The following is a 23,064-nucleotide window of genomic DNA, read 5'->3' as shown; positions in this document are numbered from 1 at the left end:
GATTCGCCAACTCGTAAAAAGAAGCATCACGCGTCAGTTTGGCGCTTTGGCGCATCCAACGTCACGCGCCATTCCTTCAGCAGCGCCTGCCGGCGGCGCGGATAGCGGGTGTCGGTGGCGTTGAGAGCGGACATGCGATCAGCTCGAAAGTGGCGGAAATCCTGGCGCGTCTCGCACCAGGCGACCATCACCCGCACCTTGTCGAAGAAGCCGATCGCAAACGGCCAGACCATGCGCTGCGAAGCGGCGCCACCGGCGTCGCGATAGATAAAGCCGAGTTTTCGCTCATTGCGGATCGCCTGGCGAACAAGTCCAAGATCGATACCTTCGACGGCATCGCCGCGCGGCCCGACCAGCAGTGTGTTTGCATCGAGGTCCTCGCGCAGATCGTCCGGCAGCACCGCGGCGATCTTGGCCAGCGCGTCGGCGGCCGCGGCCGAGAGACGCTTGTCCGGTTGTCTGGCAACCCAACGCGATCCGAGCACAATGGCCTCGATCTCCTCGTCGGTGAACATCAGCGGCGGCAGCATGAAGCCGGGCTTCAGCACATAGCCCAGCCCAGCCTCGCCCTCGATCGGCGCGCCTTGCCCCTGCAGCGTGGCGATGTCGCGATAGAGCGTGCGGATCGACACATTCATCTCGCCGGCAAGCGTGCGGCCGCTGACCGGCCGGCGATGCCGGCGCAGGATCTGGATCAGGTCAAGCAGGCGTTCGGAACGGGACATCGCCCAGATTTGCCTGTTTCCTCAGGCGAGGTCCACTACCTCGGACATTCGTATGTTGGACCATTTTGTTTGCGCAGCCGGTGACCCTATGTCAAAAGCGGCCTGCCGCCTCCGGAGACGTTCCTGCTTGAAGTCTTTTCGCGACAAACGCCGCGACAACCGTCCGCCCGCAAAGGGCAGGGCCGAACACGTGCGGCCGCAGCCAGCCGCTGCGCCAGTCCGACCGGAAGCCAAGCGCCACGAAACGAAACCGGACGACCGGTTTGATCCGAAGCCGGCGCCGCGCGTGCTTGCGCGTCGCGACGGCGCCCTGCCCGCCGAACGCCTGCCGGTGATCCTCGAAGTAGCGCCCAATCAGGATTATGCGCTGCTCGACAGTGGCGCCGGCGAAAAACTCGAACAATACGGCCCCTACCGCATCGTGCGGCCCGAAGGCCAGGCGATCTGGCAAAAGGCCTTGCCGGCAAGGGACTGGGACCGCGCCGACGCCATCTTCACCGGCGACACCGACGAGGAGGGCATCGGCCGCTGGCGTTTTCCAAAAACGCCGCTTGGCGAGACCTGGCCGATGAAGCATGACGGCATCGATTATCTCGGCCGCTTCACCTCGTTTCGCCACGTCGGCGTCTTCCCCGAGCAGGCCTCGCACTGGGACCATATGGCCAGCCAGATCGTGGCGGCGAAGCGCCCGGTCAAGGTGCTGAACCTGTTCGGCTACACCGGGCTCGCTTCTCTCGTAGCAGCCCGAGCCGGCGCCGAAGTCACCCATGTCGATGCCTCGAAGAAGGCGATCGGCTGGGCCCGCGAAAACCAGGAAATGGCCGGCCTCGGCAGCAAGCCGATCCGCTGGATCGTCGACGACGCGGTGAAATTCGCCGAGCGCGAGGAGCGCCGCGGCAGCCGCTACGACATCATCCTGTTCGACCCGCCCGCCTATGGTCGCGGCCCCAAGGGCGAGGTCTGGCAATTGTTCGAGGACCTGCCTGGCCTGACCGACCTTTGCCGCGCGATCCTGACGCCGAAGCCGCTGGCGGTGGTGCTGACCGCCTATTCGATCCGCGCCTCCTTCTTCGCCATCCACGCCCTGATGCGCGATACATTTGCCGGCATGGGCGGCACGGTGGAATCAGGTGAACTGATCATCCGCGAGCAATCCGCCGGCCGGGCGCTGTCGACATCGCTGTTTTCGCGCTGGGTGGCCTGAATGCCCGGGGGAGCTGAATGCCCGGGAGTCATGGATGAATGAGCGGCACGCCGGCGCGCCGGGGCAGGTGAAGGAAGTCACCAGCCTCGCCAACCCGTTGATCAAGGACATCAAGGCGCTCGCCCAGAAGAAATTCCGCGACCAGCAGAATGCCTTCATGGCCGAAGGGTTGAAGCTGGTCATCGACGCGCTCGACCTCGGCTGGTCGATCAAGACGCTGGTCTTCGCCAAGGCCGGTCGTGGCAATGCGGCGGTCGAAAAGGTAGCGGCGCGCACGGTTGCCGCCGGCGGCACCGTGCTCGAAGTGTCGGAAAAGGTGCTGGTCGCCATCACCCGCCGCGACAATCCGCAAATGGTGGTCGGCGTCTTCCAGCAGAAACTTCTGCCGTTGAAGGACATCCGCGCCCACGACGGCGATGTCTGGGTGGCGCTCGACCGGGTGCGCGACCCCGGCAATCTCGGCACCGTCATCCGCACCGTCGATGCTGTCGGCGCCAAAGGAGTCATCCTGGTCGGCGAGACCACCGATCCTTTCTCCGTCGAAACCGTACGCGCCACCATGGGCTCGATCTTCGCTGTGCCGGTAACCAGGGCCACGTCCGAAGCGTTCCTGGCCTGGCGAAACAGCTTCTCAGGCCTCGTCGTCGGCACCCATCTGAAAGGCGCGGTCGATTACCGCTCGGTCGATTTCTCCAGGGGTCCGGTGCTGCTGATGATGGGCAATGAACAGCAGGGCCTGCCCGACAATCTGGCCGAAAGCTGCGACCGGCTGCTCCGGATTCCGCAGTCCGGCCGCGCCGATTCACTCAACCTCGCGGTCGCCACCGGCGTCATGCTGTTCGAGATCCGGCGCGGCGCCCTGAAGCTTGCTCCCGAGGACGCTAAATCGTGAAATCATGGTCCCCCTACGCGCTGCTGGTGGTAGCGGCAATCGCGCTCGACCAATGGATAAAGCATCTGGTCGAAACCGGCCTCGCTTTCCAGGAAAAGCTCGATCTGGTGCCGTTCCTGGCGCTCTACCGCACCTACAACACCGGCATTGCCTTTTCGATGTTCTCGTCCTTCGGCGACACCGGCCTGGTCGTCATTGCCGTTCTCGTCGTCGCCTTCGTGCTTTATCTGGCGACGCGCACCCCGGCCGGCCATGTGCTGGCCCGCATCGGCTTTGCGCTGATCATCGGTGGGGCGCTCGGCAATCTGATCGACCGCGCCGTCTACGGCCACGTCATCGATTACATACTGTTCCACACGCCGGTATGGTCCTTCGCCGTCTTCAACCTCGCCGACGCCTGCATTTCGGTCGGCGCCGTGCTGATCGTCTTCGACGAGTTCATCGGCTGGCGGCGCGAGGCCAATCCGCAGAGCCCCGACGCTTGAACGCCCGCCTCTTTTGACCAATTGACCTAGCCGGACGGTCGCCGCACACTCCGGCCAGCCTTTGCCTGACCGAGGAGAAAAAATGTCCGAGACCTTCAAAGCCATCCTCGTTTCGCGCGATGCCGACAAGAAGCAGTCGGTCGAAATCGTCGATCTCAGCGAAACCGATCTGATGGAAGGCGATGTCACCGTCGCGCTCGAGGCGACGACGGTCAATTACAAGGATGGGCTGGCGATCACGGGCAAGGCGCCGGTGATCCGCCGCTGGCCGCTGGTGCCGGGCATCGACTTCGCCGGCACCGTGATCTCCTCCTCGCATGCCGACTGGCGCAAGGGCGACAAGGTCATCCTCAACGGCTGGGGTGTCGGCGAAACGCATTTCGGCGCCTATGCCGGGCGCGCCCGTGTCAAGGGCGACTGGCTGGTGCCGTTGCCCGACGGCATCAGCGCCCACGACGCGATGGCGGTCGGCACCGCCGGCTATACGGCGATGCTGTGCGTCATGGCGCTGGAGCGGCACGGCATCCTGCCCGACCGCGGACCGGTGGTGGTGACAGGCGCGGCCGGCGGCGTCGGCTCGGTCGCGGTCTCGATCCTGTCCAGCCTCGGCTACCATGTCATCGCTTCGACGGGCCGCAACGCCGAAAGCCCCTATCTGATCGACCTCGGTGCCGCCGAAGTGATTTCGCGCGACGAACTGTCCCAGCCGGCCAAGCCGCTGGCCAAGGAGCGCTGGGCCGGCGGCATCGATGCCGTCGGCAGCCACACGCTGGCCAATGTGCTGTCGATGACCGCCTATGGCGGCGCGGTCGCCGCTTGCGGCCTGGCCGGCGGCATGGATCTGCCGTCGAGCGTCGCACCCTTCATCCTGCGTGGCGTCTCGTTGCTTGGCATCGATTCGGTGATGGCGCCCAAGGCGGTGCGCCTGGAAGCCTGGCGCCGGATCGGCACCGATCTCGACCTGGAAAAGCTCGCCGGCCTGTCGACGACAATCGGCTTCGACGGCATCATCGCCGCCGCCCACGACATCGTCGACGGCAAGATCAGGGGCCGCGTGGTGGTGGATATGTGAGCTCCCGAAGCATGATCCCGAAAATTGGAATCCGGTTTTCGGAAAAGACCATGAGATGCGGAAAACCGCCAAAAATGCATGACCGCTAAAATTCGAACGATCCGCCGCGCTTTTCCATAATCTCTATCTGGCAAGGATTTCCGCATGATCGCGGAGTCCGCCAGGAAAGAGAAGAACCGTGCCGAAAGCATCGACGGGCCGAGCCCGGCGACGCCGAAGCGGCAGCATGTTGTCCCACCGCCGCTGGCGCCGGATTTTCCGCGCGCCACGCACGAGGGCCTGCTGTTCTTGACCGTGGTCGCCAGTGTCGTGCTTGCGGGCCTGTCCCACCTCACCGGCGCGCCGATCTTCATCACGCTCGGCCTGCTGGCGACCGGCCTTGGCGGCGTCGCCATGCACCTGCGCAACCGCCACACCGTCCACCGCGCGACCGCCCTGCTCGACGAAACCGCAGCCCGCAGCCGCGCCGAGATCGAGACGCTGGCCGACCGCATGTGGGAGATGCAGGAGAGCGAGGAGCGCTTTCGCGGGCTGATCGATGCGCTCGGCGACCTCGTCGTCCACCGCGACCGCGACGGCCACATCGTCTATGCCAACAAGGTTTTCGCCAGCCTCGTCGGAACCGATCAGCGCGATCTTGCAGGCAGGACGCTGGCAGACCTCGGCATCGATGTCGGGGTCGTTCCCGACGCCGCCTTTTCGGATCACGAATGCCTGAGTTCCACCGACGTCTCCATCCGCACGCCGAACGGTCCGCGCTGGTTTTCGTGGATCGAGCTGTCGGTGCGCGACAAGGACAGCGGCGCCGTTTCGCACCGGGCGATTGCGCGCGACATCACCGCCCGCAAACGTGCCGAATCCTCGCTCATCACCGCGCGGGAGCGCGCCGAATATGCCAGCCAAGCCAAGTCGCGCTTCCTCGCCACCGTCAGCCATGAGATCCGCACGCCGATGAACGGCATCATGGGCATGGCCAAGCTACTGGCCGACACCAATCTGTCGCCGGAGCAGCGCACCTATGTCGCCGCCGTCTCGACCTCGGCCAGCGCCCTCTTGGCGCTCATCGAGGACCTGCTCGACTATTCCAAGATCGAAGCCGGTCGCTTCGACCCGGAGCCGCAGCCGACATCTTTGCGCGAGATTGCCGACAACATCATCGAACTGATGGCGGCGAAAGCCTTCGCCAAGAACATCGGCCTCGGCTGTCATGTCGAGCCCGACGTGCCACAGATGATCATGGCCGATCCGGGAAGAGTGAGGCAGGTGCTGCTCAACCTCATCGGCAACGCGATCAAGTTCACCGACACCGGCGGCGTGCTGGTCTCGGTCGCGCGGGCCCGCACCGAGACCAGCGACCGCATCTGCTTCACCGTGGCCGACACCGGCCCTGGCCTGCGCGAAGAGGATATGGAGCGCATCTTCGAGGAATTCGAACAGTCCGACGGCACCTCGACCCGCACCCATGGCGGCGCCGGCCTCGGCCTTGCCATATCGAGACGACTGGTGACGGCCATGGGCGGCGCCATTTCGGTGTCGAGCCGGCTTGGCGAGGGATCTGAATTCGTCTTCGAAATCCCGGCCACAGGGGCCACCGAAGCGCCGCAGAACCGGCAGAATATCCTCGTTGGCCGGCGCGCCGTTATCGTGTCGAAGAACGCTGTAGAGGCCGATGCTATCGCTCGTGCCATCCGCGCCCATGGCGGCGCCGTCGATGTGGCCGCGACCGCTTCCCAGGCGACGCCTTTCGCCGAACATTGCGACGCGCTGTTGATCGACGCCGCCATGGAAGACAGCGACGGCAGGCTGCTCAAACGCCTGCGCCAGAGCGGCTTTGCCGATTGTGAGGCGATCACGCTGATCGCGCCGACCGACCGCGGCATGCTTGGCGAATTTCGCGCCAGCGGCTACGCCACCTTCCTGGCAAGGCCGGTGCGCGGCGAAACGCTGCTGCGCGTGCTGTTGACCAGCCATGCTCCTGCTTTACCCCTGCCCAAGAAGCCGGAAAAAAGCGGCGCGTCGTCGCTTCGCGCCGCTGGCACGCGCCATCAAGGCCTGTCGGTGCTGATCGCCGAAGACAACGACATCAACGCCATGCTGGCCCGCGCCACGCTTTTGAAGGCAGGGCATCGGGTCAAAGTCGTCGGCAACGGCAAGGCCGCGGTCGAGGCAATCACCGAAGCCGGGCTGAAACACCGTTTCGACGTGGTGCTGATGGATCTGCACATGCCGGTTATGGACGGGCTGGACGCAATCGCGGCCATCCGCCGCCACGAGGAAGAAATGGCCGTGCCGCCGGTTCCGATCATGGTGCTTTCGGCCGACAGCCAGGAAAAGACCCGCCACACAGTGCTTGCCCATGGCGCCAGCGGCTTCGTCACCAAGCCGCTGGACCCCGACGCGCTGGTCCATGCCGTCGAAGGCCAGGTGGCCGCCTGAGGCCGCCCCAACGTGCTCTCTGCCGTCACGTAAGGTAGCCGGTTGAGGGTTTTCGCCAGCCGACGAAGTATTGCCCGCTGCGCCGTATCACGGTACTGTCACAATCCTGTTGCACCTACACCGTATCCCCGTGCCAAGAGGGATGGCTCGAAGGAGAATCACTCGTGCATACAGTTATGCCGGAATGTGACACTCGGCCCAACGCAGGCGGTGCTTTGCTCGCCGCGCGTAACGCCGATGCCGTCGCAACAGGCGCACCGCTGGGCCGGATCGGTAATCTCGAAGTGCGGCTTGCCCGCAACGAAGCCGAGATCGCTGCCGCGCAGGAAGTGCGCTACCGGGTATTTTATGACGAGCTTGGCGCCAGGAAGGACCTGTTCCAGGCACAGGATCGGCGCGACGCCGACCGTTTCGACCCGCTCTGCGACCATCTGCTGGTGCTGGACACCTCGATTTCCGGACCCGAGCATCGCCGCATCGTCGGCACTTATCGGCTGCTGCGGCAAGAAATCGCAGCGACCGCCGGCGGCTTCTATTCCGAAGGCGAGTTCGAGCTGACAAAGCTGATTGCCCGTCATCCCGGACAGCGCTTCCTTGAACTCGGCCGCTCCTGCGTTCTTAAGGAATACCGCTCCAAGCGCACCATCGAGGCGCTGTGGCAAGGCATCTGGGCCTATATCAAGCACTATGAGATCGGTGTGATGACCGGCTGTGCCTCGTTCCACGGCACGGTGCCGGCGGCGCATGCCGAGGCGCTTACCTATCTTGCCCATCACTGCCGCACCAACTCAGCCTGGGATGTGCGGGCTGTGTCCGGGCGCTATTGCTCGATGGACCTGATGCCGATCGAGGCGGTAAACGCCAAGGCGGCGATCGCGGCCATGCCGCCGCTGGTCAAGGGCTATCTGCGCGTCGGCGCCCGCATCGGCGACGGCTGCGTCATCGACCGCGAATTCTCCACCGTCGATGTGTTCGTGGTGATGCCGGTCAAGGAAATCGGCGCCCGCTACGTCAACTATTATGGCGGCGAAGCGCAGCGCTTTGCGGCGTGAGGCAGTAGGCAGTAGGCAGTAGGCAGTAGGCAGTAGTGAAGGCTGCCGGGGTTCGTGACTACTGACTATTCCCTACTCACTAATCCCTACTCACTTCCCTCTTACGGAATATCCTCCGGCCGCCGTCCCGGCCGGCTCTTGTAGGACGGAAACGTCCAGCCGAATTTGAGCGCGCCGCCACGCACCAGGAAAGCCGCGACAAAGCCGGCAAGGTCCGAGGCGACCGGCGGCAATTCGATAAGATCGCCAAGCGTGTAGAGGCCGGCGCCCGCCAGCGCCGCGCTGACGTAGATTTCGGGCCTCAGCAGCACCGACGGCTCGCCGGCCAGCAGATCGCGCAGGATGCCGCCGAATGTGGCGGTCAGCACGCCCATAATGACGGAGACGACCGGGGAACCGGTGATCGCCAGCCCCTTGGCCGCGCCCATCACCGAAAAGGCCGCCAATCCGATGGCATCGAGCCAGAGCAGCCATTTCCAGCGGGATTCGACGCGGTGGGCAATGAAGAAGACCAGCACCGCAACCGCCGCGCAGATCAGCACATAGCCCGAGTTGCCGACCCAAAAGACGGGCAGGTTGAGGATGACGTCGCGCAGTGTGCCGCCGCCGATGCCGGTGACGCTGGCCAGGAACAGGAAGCCGATAATGTCGAGCTGCTTGCGCGAAGCCGCCAGCGCCCCGGTCGCCGCAAAGACGGCGACGCCAGCATAGTCGAGGAGGTCGATGGGATTCATGGCAGACCAGGGGAGTAAGGCAGTAGGGCAGTATGTTTAGCACGAAGCCGCACCACTGGTACGGCTCCCTTCCCTACTTCCCTGCTGCCCTACTTCCCTACTGCCCTACTGCCTTACTCCCCTAATGCCTTATTTACGCATCCTTCTCGGCCTGCTCGTTCACCGGGCCTGGTTCGACAGGCGCCTCGGCTGCCGCGATCTTGGGGCCGCCCTTGGCGACACCGACCATGGCGGGCCGCAGCACGCGCTCGCCGATCGAATAGCCCGGCTGCACGACCTGGACCACGGTGTTGGCCGGCACATCGGGATTGGGCACCTCGAACATCGCCTGGTGGAAATTCGGGTCGAACTTCTCGCCTTCCGGCTCAAGCTTCTTCACCCCGTGCCGCTCAAGCGCCGACAGCATGGCGCGCTCGGTGATCTCGACGCCGTCGATCAGCGCCCTGAAGCCGGCATCTCCGGCTGCCTTGGCCTCGGCCGGGATGGCATCGAGTGCGCGGCGCAGATTGTCCGACACCGACAGCATATCGCGGGCAAAATTGGCCACCGCATAGGCGCGCGCGTCATGCACGTCGCGGGCGGTGCGGCGGCGCAGATTCTCCATCTCGGCCGCGACGCGCAGCGCGCGGTCCTTCAGTTCCTCGTTTTCCTTCAGCAGCCGCACCAGCGCTTCATAGTCGCCGTCGATGCCGCCTTGCGTGCGCTCGGCCTCGGCCGTTTCGATATCCTCGGGCGCGCGTTCGTCTTTTGCCTGGTCGCTCATCGCCGTTTCCCGTCATTCGAATGGTTTGGATTTGCGCCCGATATCGAGGTTTGGCGGTCAAAAATCAAGGGGCAAGCGATGCTTGGGGCCGTTCGGAGGACCTTGGCACGGATCGCGAAGGTCTTTCGAAATTAATTCAAATTTTACCGCGATTGCGGGCTTTGCTTGCCAATACCCCGCTATGGGGGAACCATCCGTGGCTGGAGGAGTTTCGAAGCCAACACAGGATTTTGGGACAATGACAGGCAACAAGGGCGACAGGAGCGAAGAGCTCGCCGCCGATATCAAGCGCCAGTTCGGCACCGAGGCAACGAAGCGCTTCCTGCGTAGCTTGCCGGCATTCCGAACCGAGGCCGACATTCCGGAGCATTTTCGGGATCTGCTCAACCGTCTGGACGGCATAGAAGCCAGCGTGGCAGGCGGTCAACGCCGGCAATAGCGACGCAATCGCGCGACAATTACGCGCAGTAATTTTGCGTGAGCTTGCCTTGCGGCAGCGGCAAGCCCCGCCTATGCTTCCTGATGAACATGATTTCCCCCGAGACGGCCGCCAACAGCAAGCGCGCCTGGTTGAAGATTCTGGCGCGCTACAAGAAGCCTGACCGGCGGCGCAGCAGCCTAGAACTGGCCATCACCCTCATCCCTTTCGCCACGCTGTGGGCGCTCTCTTCGGCCGCCTATTCCTACGGCCATTGGTGGGGCCTGATCCTCATCCTTCCCGCCGCCGGCTTTCTGGTGCGGATCTTCATGATCCAGCACGATTGCGGCCACGGCTCCTTCTTCGCCAACCGCACCGCCGACGACTGGATCGGCCGCGCGCTCGGCGTGCTGACGCTGACGCCTTATGATTGCTGGCGGCGCGCCCACGCGGTGCACCATGCCAGCGCCGGCAATCTTGATGAACGCGGCATGGGCGACATCCGCACGCTGACCTTGGCCGAATACCGGCGCCTGTCATGGCGCGGGCGCCTTGCCTATCGTCTTTACCGCCATCCGCTGGTGATGTTCGGCCTCGGGCCGATCTGGCTGTTCATTTTCGAACAAAGGCTGCCGATTGGCATGATGCGCGGCGGGTTGACGCCCTGGGTGTCGTCGATGACGACAAACCTAGCCATTGCGATTGCCGCAGCCCTCCTCATCTGGTGGATCGGCCCCGGCGCTTTCCTGGTCGTCCATCTGCCCATCGTTGTCCTCGCCGGTTCCGCCGGCATCTGGCTATTCTACGTCCAGCACCAGTTCGAGGAGACGGAATGGGCAAAGGACGAAGAGTGGGAGTTCCAGCATGCCGCGTTGCACGGCTCGTCCTATTACGACCTGCCGGCGGTGCTGAACTGGTTCACCGGCAATATCGGCGTCCACCACGTCCACCATCTCTCGGCCAAGGTGCCGGGCTACCGGCTGCAGGAAGTGCTGCGCGATTATCCGGAACTGCGCGGCATCGGCCGCGTCACGCTGCTCGACAGCCTGCGCTGCGTCAAGCTGGCGCTGTGGGACGAACAGCGCCGCAAGCTGATCTCGTTTCGCGAAGCGCGGGCTATGGCCTGAAGTAATCCACCGCGCCAGAGGCGCGGCGGGATTTTATCCAAGAGCAGCTCAGGCGGCCTTGCGCTCGTCGCGCATCAGCGCCTTGCCATCGCGGATCTCGGTGCCAAGCACCTTCAGGCATTCACGCATGAAGGCGGCAAGGCCGGGCCAACCCTTGGCCGACACCAGATTGCCGTCGACATGGGCGCCGGTCGGCGCGACATCGATGTAGATGCCGCCGGCCAGCGTCACCTCCGGCTCGCAATATTGCAGCGCCGCGACTTCCCGGCCGCGCACCACGCCGTGACCGCGATCAGGATCTGCACACCATGGCAGATGGTGAAGATCGGCTTGCCGGTCTCGTGGAAATGCCTGACCAACGCCTGCACCCTTTTGTCGATGCGGATATATTCGGGACCACGCCCGCCGGCGGCATAGACGGCATCATATTGCGCCGGATCGACCTCGGAAAACGTCTTGTTCAAGATGTAATCGTGGCCGAGCTTTTCGGTGTAGGTCTGGTGGCCCTCGAAATCATGCAGCGAGGTTTTCAATATGTCGCCGGCCTTCTTGTCGGGACAGACGACGTGGACGGTGTGGCCAACCGCATGCATGGCCTGTTCAAAGACGAAAATCTCATACTCCTCGCTGAACTCGCCAACGAGCATCAATATCTTCTTGCCTGCCATGCCGGTCTCCTCCCTTGCTGGCCATTATTTCGGATCACGAAATAATGGCCCTATCCTAAGGGCAGGCTCGCGAAAGGAAAAGCCCAAATCGCACAATTGGTCTGACCAGATTGGGTTTGCTAGACGTGAGTTGGTCGGCTCATCAGCGCATCCAGCGAGAAACAGCAAAGTTGGTCCGACCACGAGGCGAGAAATCAGGCAGCGGCCCTGATCATATCAGCCGCCTTTTCGGCGATCATGATGGTCGGCGCATTGGTATTGCCGCCGATCAGTGTCGGCATCACCGAGGCGTCGACGACACGCAGCCCCTGTAGCCCGCGCACCTTAAGCTGCGGATCGACGACGGCCATCGCATCGACACCCATCTTGCAGGTGCCGACGGGGTGATAGATCGTATCGGCGCGAGCGCGGATATGGGCCATCAGCTCGGCATCGCTGGAAACGCCGGCGGTATAGATCTCCTTGTCACGGTACTTTGCCAACGCCGGCGCCTCCAATATGGCGCGCATCATTCTGGCACCCTTGAGCAGCAGGTCACCGTCCCTTTCGTCGGATAGAAAGCGCGGATCGATGCGCGGCGGCGCCAGCGGGTCCGGGCTCGACAGCCCGACCTCGCCGCGCGCATGCGGCCGAAGCACGCAGACATGGCAGGAAAAACCGTAGCCCAGATGCAGCTTGCGGCCATGATCGTCGACGATGGCGATGCAGAAATGCACCTGCAGATCGGGCCTGTCGATCGCCGGATCGGATTTGAGGAAGGCGCCGCCTTCCGCATAGGGCGTGGCAATCATGCCGGTGCCGTTTCTGCGCCAGCGCAGCATGTGCCTAACGAGGCCAGGCAGACCGCGCACGCCGATGCCCATCATGTCGGCATCCTTCGATGTCCACGCCAGGATGAAATCGAGATGGTCCTGCAGGTTCTTGCCAACACCGGGCAGCTCATGGGCAACGACAATGCCGTGCGCGGCCAGCTCGTCGGCCGGACCGATGCCGGACAACAGCAGGAGCTGCGGCGAGCCGAAGGCGCCGCCGCAGACGATGACCTCGCGCCTGGCCTTGGCCACGGCCTCGCTGTTGCCCTTGCGGTACCGAACCCCGGTGGCGCGCCTGCCGTCGAGCACAATGCCGGTGGCATGCGCGCCGGTGATCACGGTGAGGTTCGGCCGGCTCATTGCCGGATGCAGATAGGCGGCGGCTGCCGAGCAGCGTTCGCCATTTCGGTCCCCACCCCAGAATTGCGTGACCTGATAAAGCCCCGCCCCTTCCTGTTCCGGCCCGTTGAAATCGTCATTGCGGCGGATCTGGTTTTCGCCACAAGCCTCGACAAAGGCGCGCGCGATCGGGCGCGGCTCCTGCTGTTCGCCGACCCTGAGCGGCCCGTCGCCGCCATGCAGCGCGTCGACGCCGCGTTGATTGCCTTCGGCGCGCTTGAAATAGGGCAGCACCTCGTTCCACGACCAGCCCTGGCAACCGAGGCCGGCCCATTCGTCATAGTCGCCATGGTGGCCGCGCGTGTAGAGCATGGCATTGATGGCGCTGGAGCCGCCAAGCGCCTTGCCGCGCGGCTGGTAACCCTTGCGACCGCCGAGCCCCTGCTGCGGCACCGTCTGCAATCCCCAATTGTTGATCTTCGGCCGGCCGGGCAGCAGTGCGATGATGCCTGCCGGCGCCCGGATGAGCAGGTTCCTGCCCTCGCCGCCCGCTTCGATCAGGCAGACGGTAACGGATGGATCTTCCGACAACCGTGCGGCAAGCGTGCAGCCGGCGGAGCCACCGCCGGCAATGACATAGTCGAAATCCATGGCTTCCTCCCTGGCGTCCCGCGGATGTTTCCGTCTGGACAGCCAAGAGAAAGCCCTATCAAGACTGATGTAAAGGCACGCGGAAGTACCGCTACGTCAGTTGTCCCGCAGCCGCCGCCAGGAGTATTTTGGCCCCTTCGGCTCAGTCGCTTCGGTCGGCTGATAATACAACCCCAGCCCGCCGATACGGCCTTCTTCAAGCCGTTTCAACAGCACTGGGTTCGATATTTCGAACTCGTCGAAGCCGAGCCGCAGCATATGCGGCAGCTGGTCGACAAGGACCTGCCCGGTGGCGCGGACGGCGCCCTCGAACTGGTAACGGCTGCGCAGCAGCTCACCCTTGGAGAAGGAGCGGCCGTCGTTGAAGGCCGGGAAGGCCAGGGCCACCAGCGACAGCTGGTCGAGCAGATCGGCGATCTTCTCCAGCTGGTCGCCTGGCTGCAGCACCACGCCAAGCCGCTCCTTTGCCGAGCGCCGCACCTCCGCATCAAGGCCGAGAAACGCCTGCAGTGGCAGGATAAAGCGGCCGTTGCCCGCCAGCGCATCGGCGCTTTCGGCATGCGCCCACTCGTCCTCGCGAAAACCCGTCGGGGTCCAGAGCCGGGTCTCCGGTGTCGTCTGTTCAGTCATCAGAAATTCCTAAAGCCCCAAAAATCGAAAGTTCGCTGAATGCCAGTCCAAACGAAACCGGCGGCCTCCGAGTGGAAGCCGCCGTTTGCAGGCCAGCCTCACCTGAATATCTACATAGCCTAAAGGGAAGCGTCGGTCAGCGACTTCTCCAACCCGGAGAGGTGAATGCCGCACTCGGTCTTGGCATGACCGGCCCAGCGGCCGCTACGCGCATCCTCGCCCGGCTGCACCGGCTGCGTGCACGGGAAGCAACCGATCGACAGATAACCATAAGCGACCAGCGGATTTTCGCGCAGCGCATGCGCGCGCATATAGTCGGCCTGGTCGGATGTCGTCCAATGCGCCAGCGGGTTGATGCGCACGCGTGGGCCGACCGCCTCGAACACCGGCAATGCCGCCCGCGTCGAGGCCTGGAAGCGCTTGCGGCCGGTGAACCAGGCACGGAAGGGCGCCACGCCCCGCGCCAGCGGCTCGACCTTGCGCACGTCGCAGCAGGCATCGGTGTTGCTCTGGTGCAGATTGCCGGTCGGATCGATCCGTTCGAGCGCTGCCTCTTCCGGCTTGATCACCCTGATGTTGGTCAGCCCGAAATCGGCGGCGAGTGCGTCGCGATAGCCGAGCGTTTCCTCGAAATGCTTGCCGGTGTCGAGGAAGATGACCGGCAACGTGCGATCGACCTTGGCGATCATGTGCAACAGCACCGCCGAATCCGCGCCGAAGGACGAGACGGCGGCGATTTCGTCATGAAACAGCTCGCGGGTCGCGCGTTCGATGATCTCAAGCGGCTTCAGATGTCCGTACAGCGCATCGAAGCCCGCCGCCTTGGCGGCGATGCTGTCATCGACGTCGACGATACGGTCAAGCGGCCTTGGTTTCGCCAGCATAGAGCGCCTCCTTGAACGGCGCGGGACCGACACGGCGGTAGGCGTCGATGAATCTTTCACTGGGACTGAGCCGAAGACCGAGATAGGTGTCGACGATCTGCTCGATGGCGTCGGTGATCTCTTCCGAGGAAAAGCCGCGGCCGATGATCTCGCCGACCGAGGTGTTCTCGTCGGCCGAGCCGCCAAGTGTTACCTGGTAGAGCTCGGAGCCCTTCTTCTCGACGCCGAGAATGCCGATATGGCCGACATGGTGGTGGCCGCAGGCATTGATGCAGCCGGAGATCTTGAGCTTCAATTCGCCGATCTCGCGCTGCCGCTCGAGCGAGGCGAAGCGAAGCGAAATCTCCTGCGCGATCGGGATCGAGCGCGCCGTCGCCAGCGCGCAATAGTCGAGGCCGGGGCAGGAAATGATGTCGCTGATCAGATTGGAATTGGCTGTCGCCAGACCGATATCGACAAGCGCGTCATAGACCGCCTTCAGATCGGCGCGCGCCACGTGCGGCAGGATGAGGTTCTGCTCATGGCTGACGCGCAGTTCGTCGAAGGCGTATTTCTCGGCGATGTCGGCAACAGCTTCCATCTGGCTGTCGGTGGCGTCACCCGGCACCTCGCCAATGCCCTTCAGCGAAATCGTCACCGCCGCATAGTCGGGATGGCGATGCGTCACGACATTCTGGTCGAGCCAGTCCGAGAAGCTCTTTGAATCCAACCGTGCAAGCTTGACCGCCGCGTCGCCTTCCGGCCGATCCACCAGCTGAGGCGGCGCGAAATAGGCGTCGATGGCGCGGATGTCGGCCTCCGGCAGTTTCAGCTCGGCGTCCTTCAATTCCTGCCATTCGGCCTCGACCTGGCGGCTGATTTCCTCGACGCCGGTCTCGTGCACCAGAATCTTGATGCGCGCCTTGTACTTGTTGTCGCGGCGGCCATAGAGGTTGTAAACGCGCAGGATCGCCGTGCAGTAGGACAGAAGATCGGCTTCTGGCAGGAAGTCGCGGATCTTCTTCGCCACCATCGGCGTGCGGCCCTGGCCACCGCCGACATAGACCGCAAAGCCAAGCTCGCCGGCGGCGTTCTTCTTCAGGTGCAGGCCGATGTCATGCGTCTGGATGGCGGCGCGGTCGCGCTCCGCCCCGGTCACCGCGATCTTGAATTTTCTGGGCAGGAACGAGAATTCCGGATGCACCGACGACCATTGCCGCAGGATCTCGGCATAGGGGCGTGGATCGGCGACTTCGTCGGCGGCGGCGCCGGCAAAATGATCGGCGGTGACATTGCGGATGCAATTGCCGCTGGTCTGGATGGCGTGCATCTCGACGCTAGCGAGATCGGCCAGGATCGCCGGAATGTCCGACAGCGCCGGCCAGTTGAACTGGATGTTCTGGCGCGTGGTGAAGTGGCCGTAACCCTTGTCGTATTTGCGCGCGATGTGACCGAGCATGCGCAACTGCTTGCCGTTCAGCGTGCCATAGGGCACCGCGATGCGTAGCATGTAGGCGTGCAGCTGCAGATAGACGCCGTTCATCAGCCGCAGCGGCCGGAACTGGTCCTCGGTGATCTCGCCGGACAGCCGGCGTTCGACCTGGTCGCTGAACTCGGCGACGCGGGCCCGGACAAAATCGTGGTCGAACTCATCGTAACGGTACATGCTTCGTCTTTCAGGGCGCGTCCGCCCGTTGCCTTCCTTGGATTTAAGCGGCTCGTTCCGCTTGCCGGCTCGCTTGCTTGCCGAGATCGGGGTGGATGGTTGGCCCCGCGGCGCGGATTTTTTCGCGCAGCCGCACCGGCTCGACGACGCCATTGACGACCTCAGCGTCGATCAGGTTGACGTCGACCACTTCATTGTCGGCATAGGCCTTGGCGCCGATCGCCTCAAGCCGATCTTCGGCCGCCTTGTCATGGGCGAGATCGGCGTGATCCACCGTCTCGGCCCAGCCGCCATCGGCGTACCAGACAGCGATGCCGTCGGTGAGGCGGTTTGCGGTCAATATCTTCATGGTTCGACCTCTGCGGCGGCCGCGTTGGCGGCGCTCTCATGATTATGTGCCGCCAGCGGCTCGGAACGTTCAAAATTGGCGCCGGCAACCGCGTCACCAATAATGGTCATCACCGGGCCGGTCAGATCGGCGCGCGCCTCCAGCGACGGCAGGTCGGCCAGCGTGCCGTGGAAACGGCGGCGGTTTTGCAGGCTGGCATTCTCGACCACGGCGACCGCCGTATCCGGCGGCAGGCCGGCCTCGATCAGCCGCCCCGCAACCTCGGCCGCGACCGACCGGCCCATATAGACGGCAACCGTGGCGCCGGAGATGGCGAGCTTGGCCCAATCCGGCAGCGAATTGCCTTTGAGATCGTGCCCGGTGGTGAACACCATCGAGGAAGACACACCGCGCAGCGTCAGCGGCAGTTCGAAATCAGCGGCGGCGGCGAAAGCAGCCGTGACGCCGGGGACCACGTCATAGGCGATCCCGGCATCGCGGAGTGCTGCCATCTCCTCACCGGCGCGGCCGAACACCAGCGGGTCGCCCGACTTCAGCCGCACGACGCGCTTGCCCTGCTTGCCGAGCTCCACCAGCAGCGCGTTGATTTCGGCCTGGCTCTTGGTATGGCATCCCTTGCGTTTTCCTACAGGCAGCCGCTCGGCGTCGCGACGGCCCATGGCGACGATCGCCTCCGGCACCAGCGCGTCATAGACGATGACGTCGGCTTCCATCAGTAAGCGATGCGCACGCAGCGTCAAAAGATCCTCGGCGCCGGGGCCAGCGCCAACCAGCGCGATATGGCCCGCGACCGGAGCCTTCGACAGCAACAGATCGACGGCGGCGTCATGCGCCTGCGAAAGCTCGCCGGCTTCGACGGCACGGGCCGGCGCGCCCTGGAAAAAACTGCCCCAAAACTGACGGCGGGCATTGCCTTTCGGCAGCAGCTTTTCGGCTGCACCGCGGAACGAGGCGGCGAGCGTTGCCAGCGGCCCCAACGACGGCGACAGCATGCGGTCGATGCGGTTGCGCAGCATCTGCGCCAGCACGGGACCTGCCCCTTCGGTGCCGATGGCGATGGCGACCGGTGCACGGTTGACCAGCGCCGGGGTGAAGAAATCGCAGAGCTCCGGCCGGTCGACGGCATTGACCGGAATGCCAAGCCGGCGCGCATCTTCGGCGACGCGGCGATCGAGCGCCTCATCGCCGCTGGCGGCAAACACCATGACCGCGCCTCCGAGATGCGCGGCATCGTAAGGGGCGGCGATGTGGGTGGCGCCGGTTGCGGCGATGAAGCTCAGCAATTCGGTGTCGGCAGTTTCAGCGATGATGCGCAATACAGCGCTCGACTGATCGAGCAGCCGCGCCTTGGCCAGCGCCTCGCCACCGCCGCCGACGATGGCCACGGCTTCGCCCTCGACCCGCATAAACACCGGGAACGCGTTGAGCTTGGGATTGGCCTGCGGCATGACAAACAAGATTCCGGAACAGTTCGGCAGTTTTACGCGCGGACGTGAAAAAGCTGAAGGAACCCACTCGCGCATCCCCTGACGGGAGGCAATCGGTTTTCCGCAAGCATAAAGGCGAAGAGAAAAATATTCCACATCCGCGTATCCAGCGGATTCAGGCTGCTGCCGCAGGCCTTGTTCTGCGGCTCTTTTAACCGCCAGCCAGCCAAGTCGCAAAACTGTTTTTTCTAAATTCTACCAATTCAGTAGATTAAAGCCGTCGACCTCGAAGCCATCTGCCGAGGCCGTTGAATCGTCACCAACAGAGGTTGCCACTGTCCTTGCCCGAACAGTGGAACGTTCACGCTCCGCCACGCGTTCTGACCTTGCCGATGCTGACGATAGTCGGTCGGATTTGAAACCCTCGAGCAGGAGCGCACGATGAACAAGATCAACCTGAAACATGGCATTCTGGTCATGGTGGCCGATGGCGAGAAGGTGCTGTTTCTGAAGAACGAGGGCAACAATCTCCATCCGAACCTGCAGCTCTTCCAGGAGATGAAACAGGACAACCCGGCGACGCGCGAGCAGGGCAGCGACAGCCCCGGCCGCTACAATGACGGCCCCTCCGTTCACCGCAGCGCGGTCGAGGACACCGACTGGCACCGCCAGGGCAAGGAACGTTTCGCCGAAGAGATCGCCGACCGGCTTTACAAGCTCGCCCATCACGGCATCTTCGACGACATCGTTCTGATCGCGCCGCCGCTCATGCTCGGCACGATGCGCAAGAAACTGCACAAGGAAGTCACCGACAAGGTACAGGCCGAAATCCCAAAGACACTGACCAACCGCCCTGTGACCGACATCGAGGCCATGCTGCAGGCAGCGTGACGACCAACTGGGTTGCCCATCCGACATCCGCTATCAGGCGCGCGCAGCGGTTCTGCTGCGCGCGCCTTTGGTTTTTCAGTTCCTCGCGCCACCAATTTCCGCCTTGCAGGTTGCATCGCCAACACCCTGTCCACCATATTGCAAAGGCGGCGGCTTCGGGCGGCGCACCCCGACATCACCGTTCTTGAAAGGCCCTCCATAGACAATGCCGCATGACACGCCCCTTATCGCCACCATCGTCGCCGGTCTGGGGCTGGCATTCATCTTCGGGGCGCTCGCCAACCGTTTTCGCATCCCGCCGCTGGTCGGCTATCTCGTCGCCGGCGTGCTGGTCGGGCCGAACACGCCCGGCTTCGTCGCCGATGCCGGCCTTGCCAATGAGCTGGCCGAAATCGGCGTCATCCTGCTCATGTTCGGCGTCGGCCTGCATTTCTCGCTGAAGGATCTTCTCTCCGTCCGCGCCATCGCGGTGCCCGGCGCCATCGTCCAGATCGGCTTTGCCACAGCGCTCGGAGCCGGCCTTGCCTGGATGCTCGGCTGGTCGATGGGCGCCGGCCTGGTCTTCGGCCTGGCGCTCTCCGTCGCGTCCACCGTGGTGCTGTTGCGCGCGCTTCAGAAGCGGCGGCTGATCGAGACCGAACGTGGCCGCATCGCCGTCGGCTGGCTGATCGTCGAGGATCTCGCCATGGTCCTGGCGCTGGTGCTGTTGCCCGCCCTTGCCGGCGTGCTCGGCGGCCAGCCGCAGGTCGACGACCATGCGAGCCTTTTGTCGCTGCCGGCCAGCTACGGCATCTGGGGCGTCGTCGGCCTTACCCTGGCCAAGGTCGTCGCCTTCGTCGTCGTCATGCTGGTTGTCGGCCGGCGGGTCATTCCGTGGATCCTGCACTATGTCGCCCATACCGGCTCGCGCGAACTGTTCCGGCTGGCGGTGCTGGCGATCGCGCTTGGCGTCGCTTTCGGCGCGGCTAAACTGTTCGGTGTTTCGCTGGCGCTCGGCGCCTTCTTCGCCGGCATGATCATGAGCGAATCCGAGCTCAGCCACCGCGCGGCGGAAGAATCGCTACCGCTGCGCGACGCCTTCTCGGTGCTGTTCTTCGTCTCGGTCGGCATGCTGTTCGACCCGTTCAGCCTGATGAGCAATGGCTTGCCGATCCTGGCGACGCTGGCCATCATCGTCATCGGCAAGTCGCTGGCCGCTTTCGTCATCGTCATCGCCTTCCGCTATCCGCTGGGAACCGCGTTGATGATCTCGGCCAGTCTTGCCCAGATCGGCGAATTCTCCTTCATCCTGGCCGAGCTTGGCGTCGGACTGAAGCTGTTGCCCGAACAGGGACGCGACCTGATCCTGGCCGGCGCCATCCTGTCGATCCTCGTCAATCCGCTGATGTTCCTTGCGCTTGACTGGATGAAGCCGTGGCTGGACGCGCGTAGCGCCAAGGCGGCGCCACCAGAGGAAACCAAGCCGGTCGGTCCGGCGACGCAACCGGGACAGGTGGCGTCGGTGGCCGCCACACCAAAAGAGGATGGCCCGCCGCCGCATACCGCGCTTTCCGGCCACACCATCCTGATCGGCTACGGCCGCGTCGGCAGCCTGGTGGGCGCCGCGCTGAAACAGGCGTCGCTGCCCTTCCTGGTCATCGAGGACGCCGACAAGACGCTGGCCAGGCTGAGAGACGACGGCGTCGAAACCGTCTCCGGCAATGCGGCCAATGCAGGCGTGTTTGCGGCCGCCAATCCGCAGGGTGCCAAAAGATTGATCCTTGCCATCCCCAATGCCTTCGAAGCAGGCCAGGTTGTGCTCAGGGCACGCGCCGCCAATCCCGGCATCAACGTCATCGCACGAGCCCATTCCGACGCCGAGGTCGAGCATCTCAAGGGGCTCGGCGCCGACACCGTCATCATGGGCGAACGCGAAATCGCCCGCGGCATCGTGGAAGAAGTGCTGGGGCAAAAGCCGATGCCGCGCCCCGAAGCCATTGAACCCTCCCCGGCCTGAGGTTTGCCCATAGGCGCGTTGATTACGCCACGAATGCAGAGCCGCCATTTTGCGCGACGCTGCTGAGGTACTTTGCCGGGGGCTTGCCAAGGGCCTTCTTGAACATGGTGATGAAGGCGGTGACGGAGCCATAGCCGAGATCGCCCGCAACCTGCTGCACGCTGGCGCCGGCGGCCAGCTCGCGTATGGCCACGATCAGGTGCAATTGCTGGCGCCAGCGGCCGAAGCTCAGGCCGGTCTCCTTTACCACGAGACGGGCGAGGCTGCTTTCTGAGAGCGCAACGCGGCTGGCCCATTCCGCCAGCGTGCTGCGGTCGGCAGGGTCCTGCGCCAACGCTTCGGCGATCCGCCGCAAACGCGGCTCGGCGGAGATCGGCAGATGCAGCTGCTGAACCGGCATGCGCGGAAGTTCGGAGAGCAGGATCGTGGTCAGGAGCCCGTCCCTCGTCTCATCCTCCTCAACGCGGTCGGCCAGCTCGATGATCAATTCGCGCAGCAGCGGCGAGATCGACAGCGTGCAACAGCGATCCGGCAGATCGGCAGCGCCCGGCTCGATGTAGACGAAGAAAATCCGCGCATTGGCCGTCGCGATATTGCTGTGTTCCATTCTGCCGGGAATCCAGACCCCGCAATGCGGCGGCACCATCCACAGGCCACTGGGGACGCGGCAGGTGACGCCACCGCCGAGTGCGAAGACGAGCTGGCCCTTGCGGTGCCAATGGGCAGCCGCTTCCGCTTTGGTTTCGGTGACGTCGACGCGCACCGCAATTGCCGGCGCGACGGCGTCATCCACATCGAAATTGACCCAGGGGTAGCGTAGAGGCTGTCTCATGATTGACGGCTTTTAGCGACTATTCGCCATGATAGCTAAATTCTTTGGCCGAGGAAATCGATAGGTTCCGATTTGTGGCTGGCGTCCACAAACCAGCAGGAAGGTTCCCATGCGCGCCCTCGTTATGTCTCCCGACGGCACCACCGGGCTCAGGCTCACCGAGGTCGAGAACCCTCGGCCTCACGCCAACGAAGCGCTTGTCTGCGTCCACGCGACCTCGTTGAACCGCGGCGAATTACGCCTGCTCACCATACGCCCGGATGGCTGGATACCTGGTCAGGACGTGGTTGGAATTGTCGAACAGGCAGCTGCCGATGGCTCCGGGCCAGCCGTCGGCGCCCGGGTTGTGGCTTTGGTCGACGAAGCCGGCTGGGCCGAACGTGTCGCCGTTCCGACAGACCGTCTTGCAGTCGTACCGGATGAGGTCAGCGTCGCTTCTGCGGCCACGCTTCCGGTCGCCGGTACGACGGCGCTGAGGGTCTTGCGCCATGGCCGTGACCTCGGCAGCCAGCAGGTATTGATCACCGGCGCCAGTGGTGCGGTCGGGCGTTTCCAGATCCAGATCGCCCGCGAGCAAGGCGCCGTGGTGACCGCCATCGCCGCCGCCCGACATGCCGAGGATCTCCGTGGACTAGGCGCTGAGCAGATCGTGGAGTCGATCGAACTGGCCAGTGGGCCGTTCTCGCTGATCACCGAATCGGTCGGCGGTGAAAGCCTCGCCCACGCCATCGAACGCGTCGCACCCGGCGGCACCATCGTCATGTTCGGTTCGAGCAGCGGCGAACTGACGCCAATTGGCTTCAGGCAGTTCGTTCCCGGCCACGAGGGGGCGAGGCTTCAGACCTTCGCATACTACACATCAGGTCCAGCCATTGGCGCCGATATCGCCTCGCTGCTAGCCCTGGTCGCGGCTGGGCGGCTGGAGACCCGCGTGTCCCTGACCCTGCCGTGGACGGATATCGCCCACGCCCTGGACGCCCTGCGACAGCGCAGTTTCAGCGGCAAGGCTGTGCTCACCATCGCCGAATGAGC

The 23,064-nt window shown here is 64.1% G+C and carries 21 protein-coding genes and 1 pseudogene; 11 read left to right on the top strand and 11 right to left on the bottom strand.

Annotated elements, in window-relative coordinates:
- Positions 1-26: 26 nt before the first annotated feature.
- Positions 27-725 carry a helix-turn-helix transcriptional regulator gene (locus tag JQK88_RS24495; protein WP_203279692.1) on the bottom strand — a complete coding sequence of 233 codons (699 nt, stop codon included), beginning with the start codon at positions 723-725 and terminating at the stop codon, positions 27-29.
- Between the two features lie 127 nt (positions 726-852).
- Between JQK88_RS24495 and JQK88_RS24490 the strand changes: the two genes are divergently transcribed.
- From JQK88_RS24490 to olsB, 6 genes are all read left to right on the top strand, one after another.
- On the top strand, positions 853-1,929 hold the full coding sequence (locus tag JQK88_RS24490; protein ID WP_203279691.1) for an RsmD family RNA methyltransferase: 1,077 nt from the start codon (positions 853-855) through the stop codon (positions 1,927-1,929).
- A gap of 34 nt (positions 1,930-1,963) precedes the next feature.
- A complete protein-coding gene (locus tag JQK88_RS24485; protein ID WP_203279690.1) occupies positions 1,964-2,821 on the top strand; it encodes a TrmH family RNA methyltransferase in 858 nt (285 codons plus the stop codon).
- Entirely contained in the window at positions 2,818-3,306 is a 489-nt protein-coding gene (lspA, locus tag JQK88_RS24480; protein WP_192259165.1) for a signal peptidase II, read from the top strand. Before JQK88_RS24485 ends, lspA begins: the two co-directional genes overlap by 4 nt.
- An 82-nt stretch (positions 3,307-3,388) precedes the next feature.
- Positions 3,389-4,378, top strand: coding sequence for an acrylyl-CoA reductase (NADPH) (gene acuI, locus JQK88_RS24475; protein ID WP_203279689.1), 990 nt, complete (start codon positions 3,389-3,391; stop codon positions 4,376-4,378).
- A 144-nt stretch (positions 4,379-4,522) separates the two neighbouring features.
- Positions 4,523-6,814 (top strand): response regulator, encoded by a 2,292-nt coding sequence (locus JQK88_RS24470; RefSeq protein WP_192259167.1) that lies wholly within the window; start codon positions 4,523-4,525, stop codon positions 6,812-6,814.
- Positions 6,815-6,990: 176 nt separating this feature from the next.
- Complete coding sequence (gene olsB / locus JQK88_RS24465) at positions 6,991-7,866, top strand: l-ornithine N(alpha)-acyltransferase (RefSeq protein WP_210285015.1); 876 nt, start codon at positions 6,991-6,993, stop codon at positions 7,864-7,866.
- 101 nt (positions 7,867-7,967) lie between these two features.
- Here olsB and JQK88_RS24460 read toward each other — a convergent pair whose 3' ends face one another.
- The gene (locus JQK88_RS24460) at positions 7,968-8,600 is read right to left on the bottom strand and encodes a trimeric intracellular cation channel family protein (protein ID WP_203279688.1); all 633 of its coding nucleotides are present in this window, start codon (positions 8,598-8,600) and stop codon (positions 7,968-7,970) included.
- Positions 8,601-8,733: 133 nt separating this feature from the next.
- Complete coding sequence (gene grpE / locus JQK88_RS24455) at positions 8,734-9,363, bottom strand: nucleotide exchange factor GrpE (RefSeq protein WP_192259169.1); 630 nt, start codon at positions 9,361-9,363, stop codon at positions 8,734-8,736.
- Positions 9,364-9,601: 238 nt separating this feature from the next.
- Between grpE and JQK88_RS24450 the strand changes: the two genes are divergently transcribed.
- Entirely contained in the window at positions 9,602-9,802 is a 201-nt protein-coding gene (locus JQK88_RS24450; RefSeq protein ID WP_192259170.1) for a hypothetical protein, read from the top strand.
- An 83-nt stretch (positions 9,803-9,885) separates the two neighbouring features.
- On the top strand, positions 9,886-10,908 hold the full coding sequence (locus tag JQK88_RS24445; RefSeq protein WP_192259171.1) for a fatty acid desaturase: 1,023 nt from the start codon (positions 9,886-9,888) through the stop codon (positions 10,906-10,908).
- Between the two features lie 48 nt (positions 10,909-10,956).
- Here JQK88_RS24445 and JQK88_RS24440 read toward each other — a convergent pair.
- The 7 genes and pseudogenes from JQK88_RS24440 to cysG all read right to left on the bottom strand — a co-directional run bounded on the left by JQK88_RS24440 (position 10,957) and on the right by cysG (position 18,334).
- Positions 10,957-11,576 (bottom strand): annotated as a pseudogene (locus JQK88_RS24440) (DJ-1/PfpI family protein).
- A 194-nt stretch (positions 11,577-11,770) separates the two neighbouring features.
- Positions 11,771-13,378 (bottom strand): GMC family oxidoreductase, encoded by a 1,608-nt coding sequence (locus JQK88_RS24435; protein ID WP_203279687.1) that lies wholly within the window; start codon positions 13,376-13,378, stop codon positions 11,771-11,773.
- A gap of 96 nt (positions 13,379-13,474) precedes the next feature.
- Entirely contained in the window at positions 13,475-14,008 is a 534-nt protein-coding gene (locus JQK88_RS24430; protein ID WP_203279686.1) for a DUF934 domain-containing protein, read from the bottom strand.
- A gap of 119 nt (positions 14,009-14,127) precedes the next feature.
- Positions 14,128-14,892, bottom strand: coding sequence for a phosphoadenylyl-sulfate reductase (locus JQK88_RS24425; RefSeq protein ID WP_192259174.1), 765 nt, complete (start codon positions 14,890-14,892; stop codon positions 14,128-14,130).
- Complete coding sequence (locus JQK88_RS24420; RefSeq protein WP_203279685.1) at positions 14,867-16,537, bottom strand: nitrite/sulfite reductase; 1,671 nt, start codon at positions 16,535-16,537, stop codon at positions 14,867-14,869. Before JQK88_RS24420 ends, JQK88_RS24425 begins: the two co-directional genes overlap by 26 nt.
- Positions 16,538-16,580: 43 nt before the next feature.
- Positions 16,581-16,886, bottom strand: coding sequence for a DUF2849 domain-containing protein (locus JQK88_RS24415; RefSeq protein WP_192259176.1), 306 nt, complete (start codon positions 16,884-16,886; stop codon positions 16,581-16,583).
- Positions 16,883-18,334 (bottom strand): siroheme synthase CysG, encoded by a 1,452-nt coding sequence (gene cysG / locus JQK88_RS24410; RefSeq protein ID WP_203279684.1) that lies wholly within the window; start codon positions 18,332-18,334, stop codon positions 16,883-16,885. Before cysG ends, JQK88_RS24415 begins: the two co-directional genes overlap by 4 nt.
- 420 nt (positions 18,335-18,754) lie before the next feature.
- On the opposite strand from cysG, the gene JQK88_RS24405 reads away from it, so the two are divergent.
- Complete coding sequence (locus JQK88_RS24405; protein WP_203279683.1) at positions 18,755-19,204, top strand: baeRF12 domain-containing protein; 450 nt, start codon at positions 18,755-18,757, stop codon at positions 19,202-19,204.
- Positions 19,205-19,409: 205 nt separating this feature from the next.
- Entirely contained in the window at positions 19,410-21,200 is a 1,791-nt protein-coding gene (locus tag JQK88_RS24400; protein ID WP_192259179.1) for a cation:proton antiporter domain-containing protein, read from the top strand.
- 22 nt (positions 21,201-21,222) lie between these two features.
- Here the strand turns inward: JQK88_RS24400 and JQK88_RS24395 are convergent, their stop codons facing one another.
- Entirely contained in the window at positions 21,223-22,032 is an 810-nt protein-coding gene (locus tag JQK88_RS24395) for an AraC family transcriptional regulator (RefSeq protein WP_192259180.1), read from the bottom strand.
- Positions 22,033-22,141: 109 nt separating this feature from the next.
- Between JQK88_RS24395 and JQK88_RS24390 the strand changes: the two genes are divergently transcribed.
- A complete protein-coding gene (locus JQK88_RS24390; RefSeq protein WP_203279682.1) occupies positions 22,142-23,062 on the top strand; it encodes a zinc-binding dehydrogenase in 921 nt (306 codons plus the stop codon).
- Positions 23,063-23,064 lie beyond the last annotated feature (2 nt).

This window comes from Mesorhizobium caraganae, from assembly GCF_016836705.1.
GTDB classification, from domain to species: Bacteria; Pseudomonadota; Alphaproteobacteria; order Rhizobiales; family Rhizobiaceae; genus Mesorhizobium; species Mesorhizobium caraganae.
Note: the sequence above shows the minus strand (reverse complement) of the source record. Positions and strands in the feature narration are given on the sequence as shown.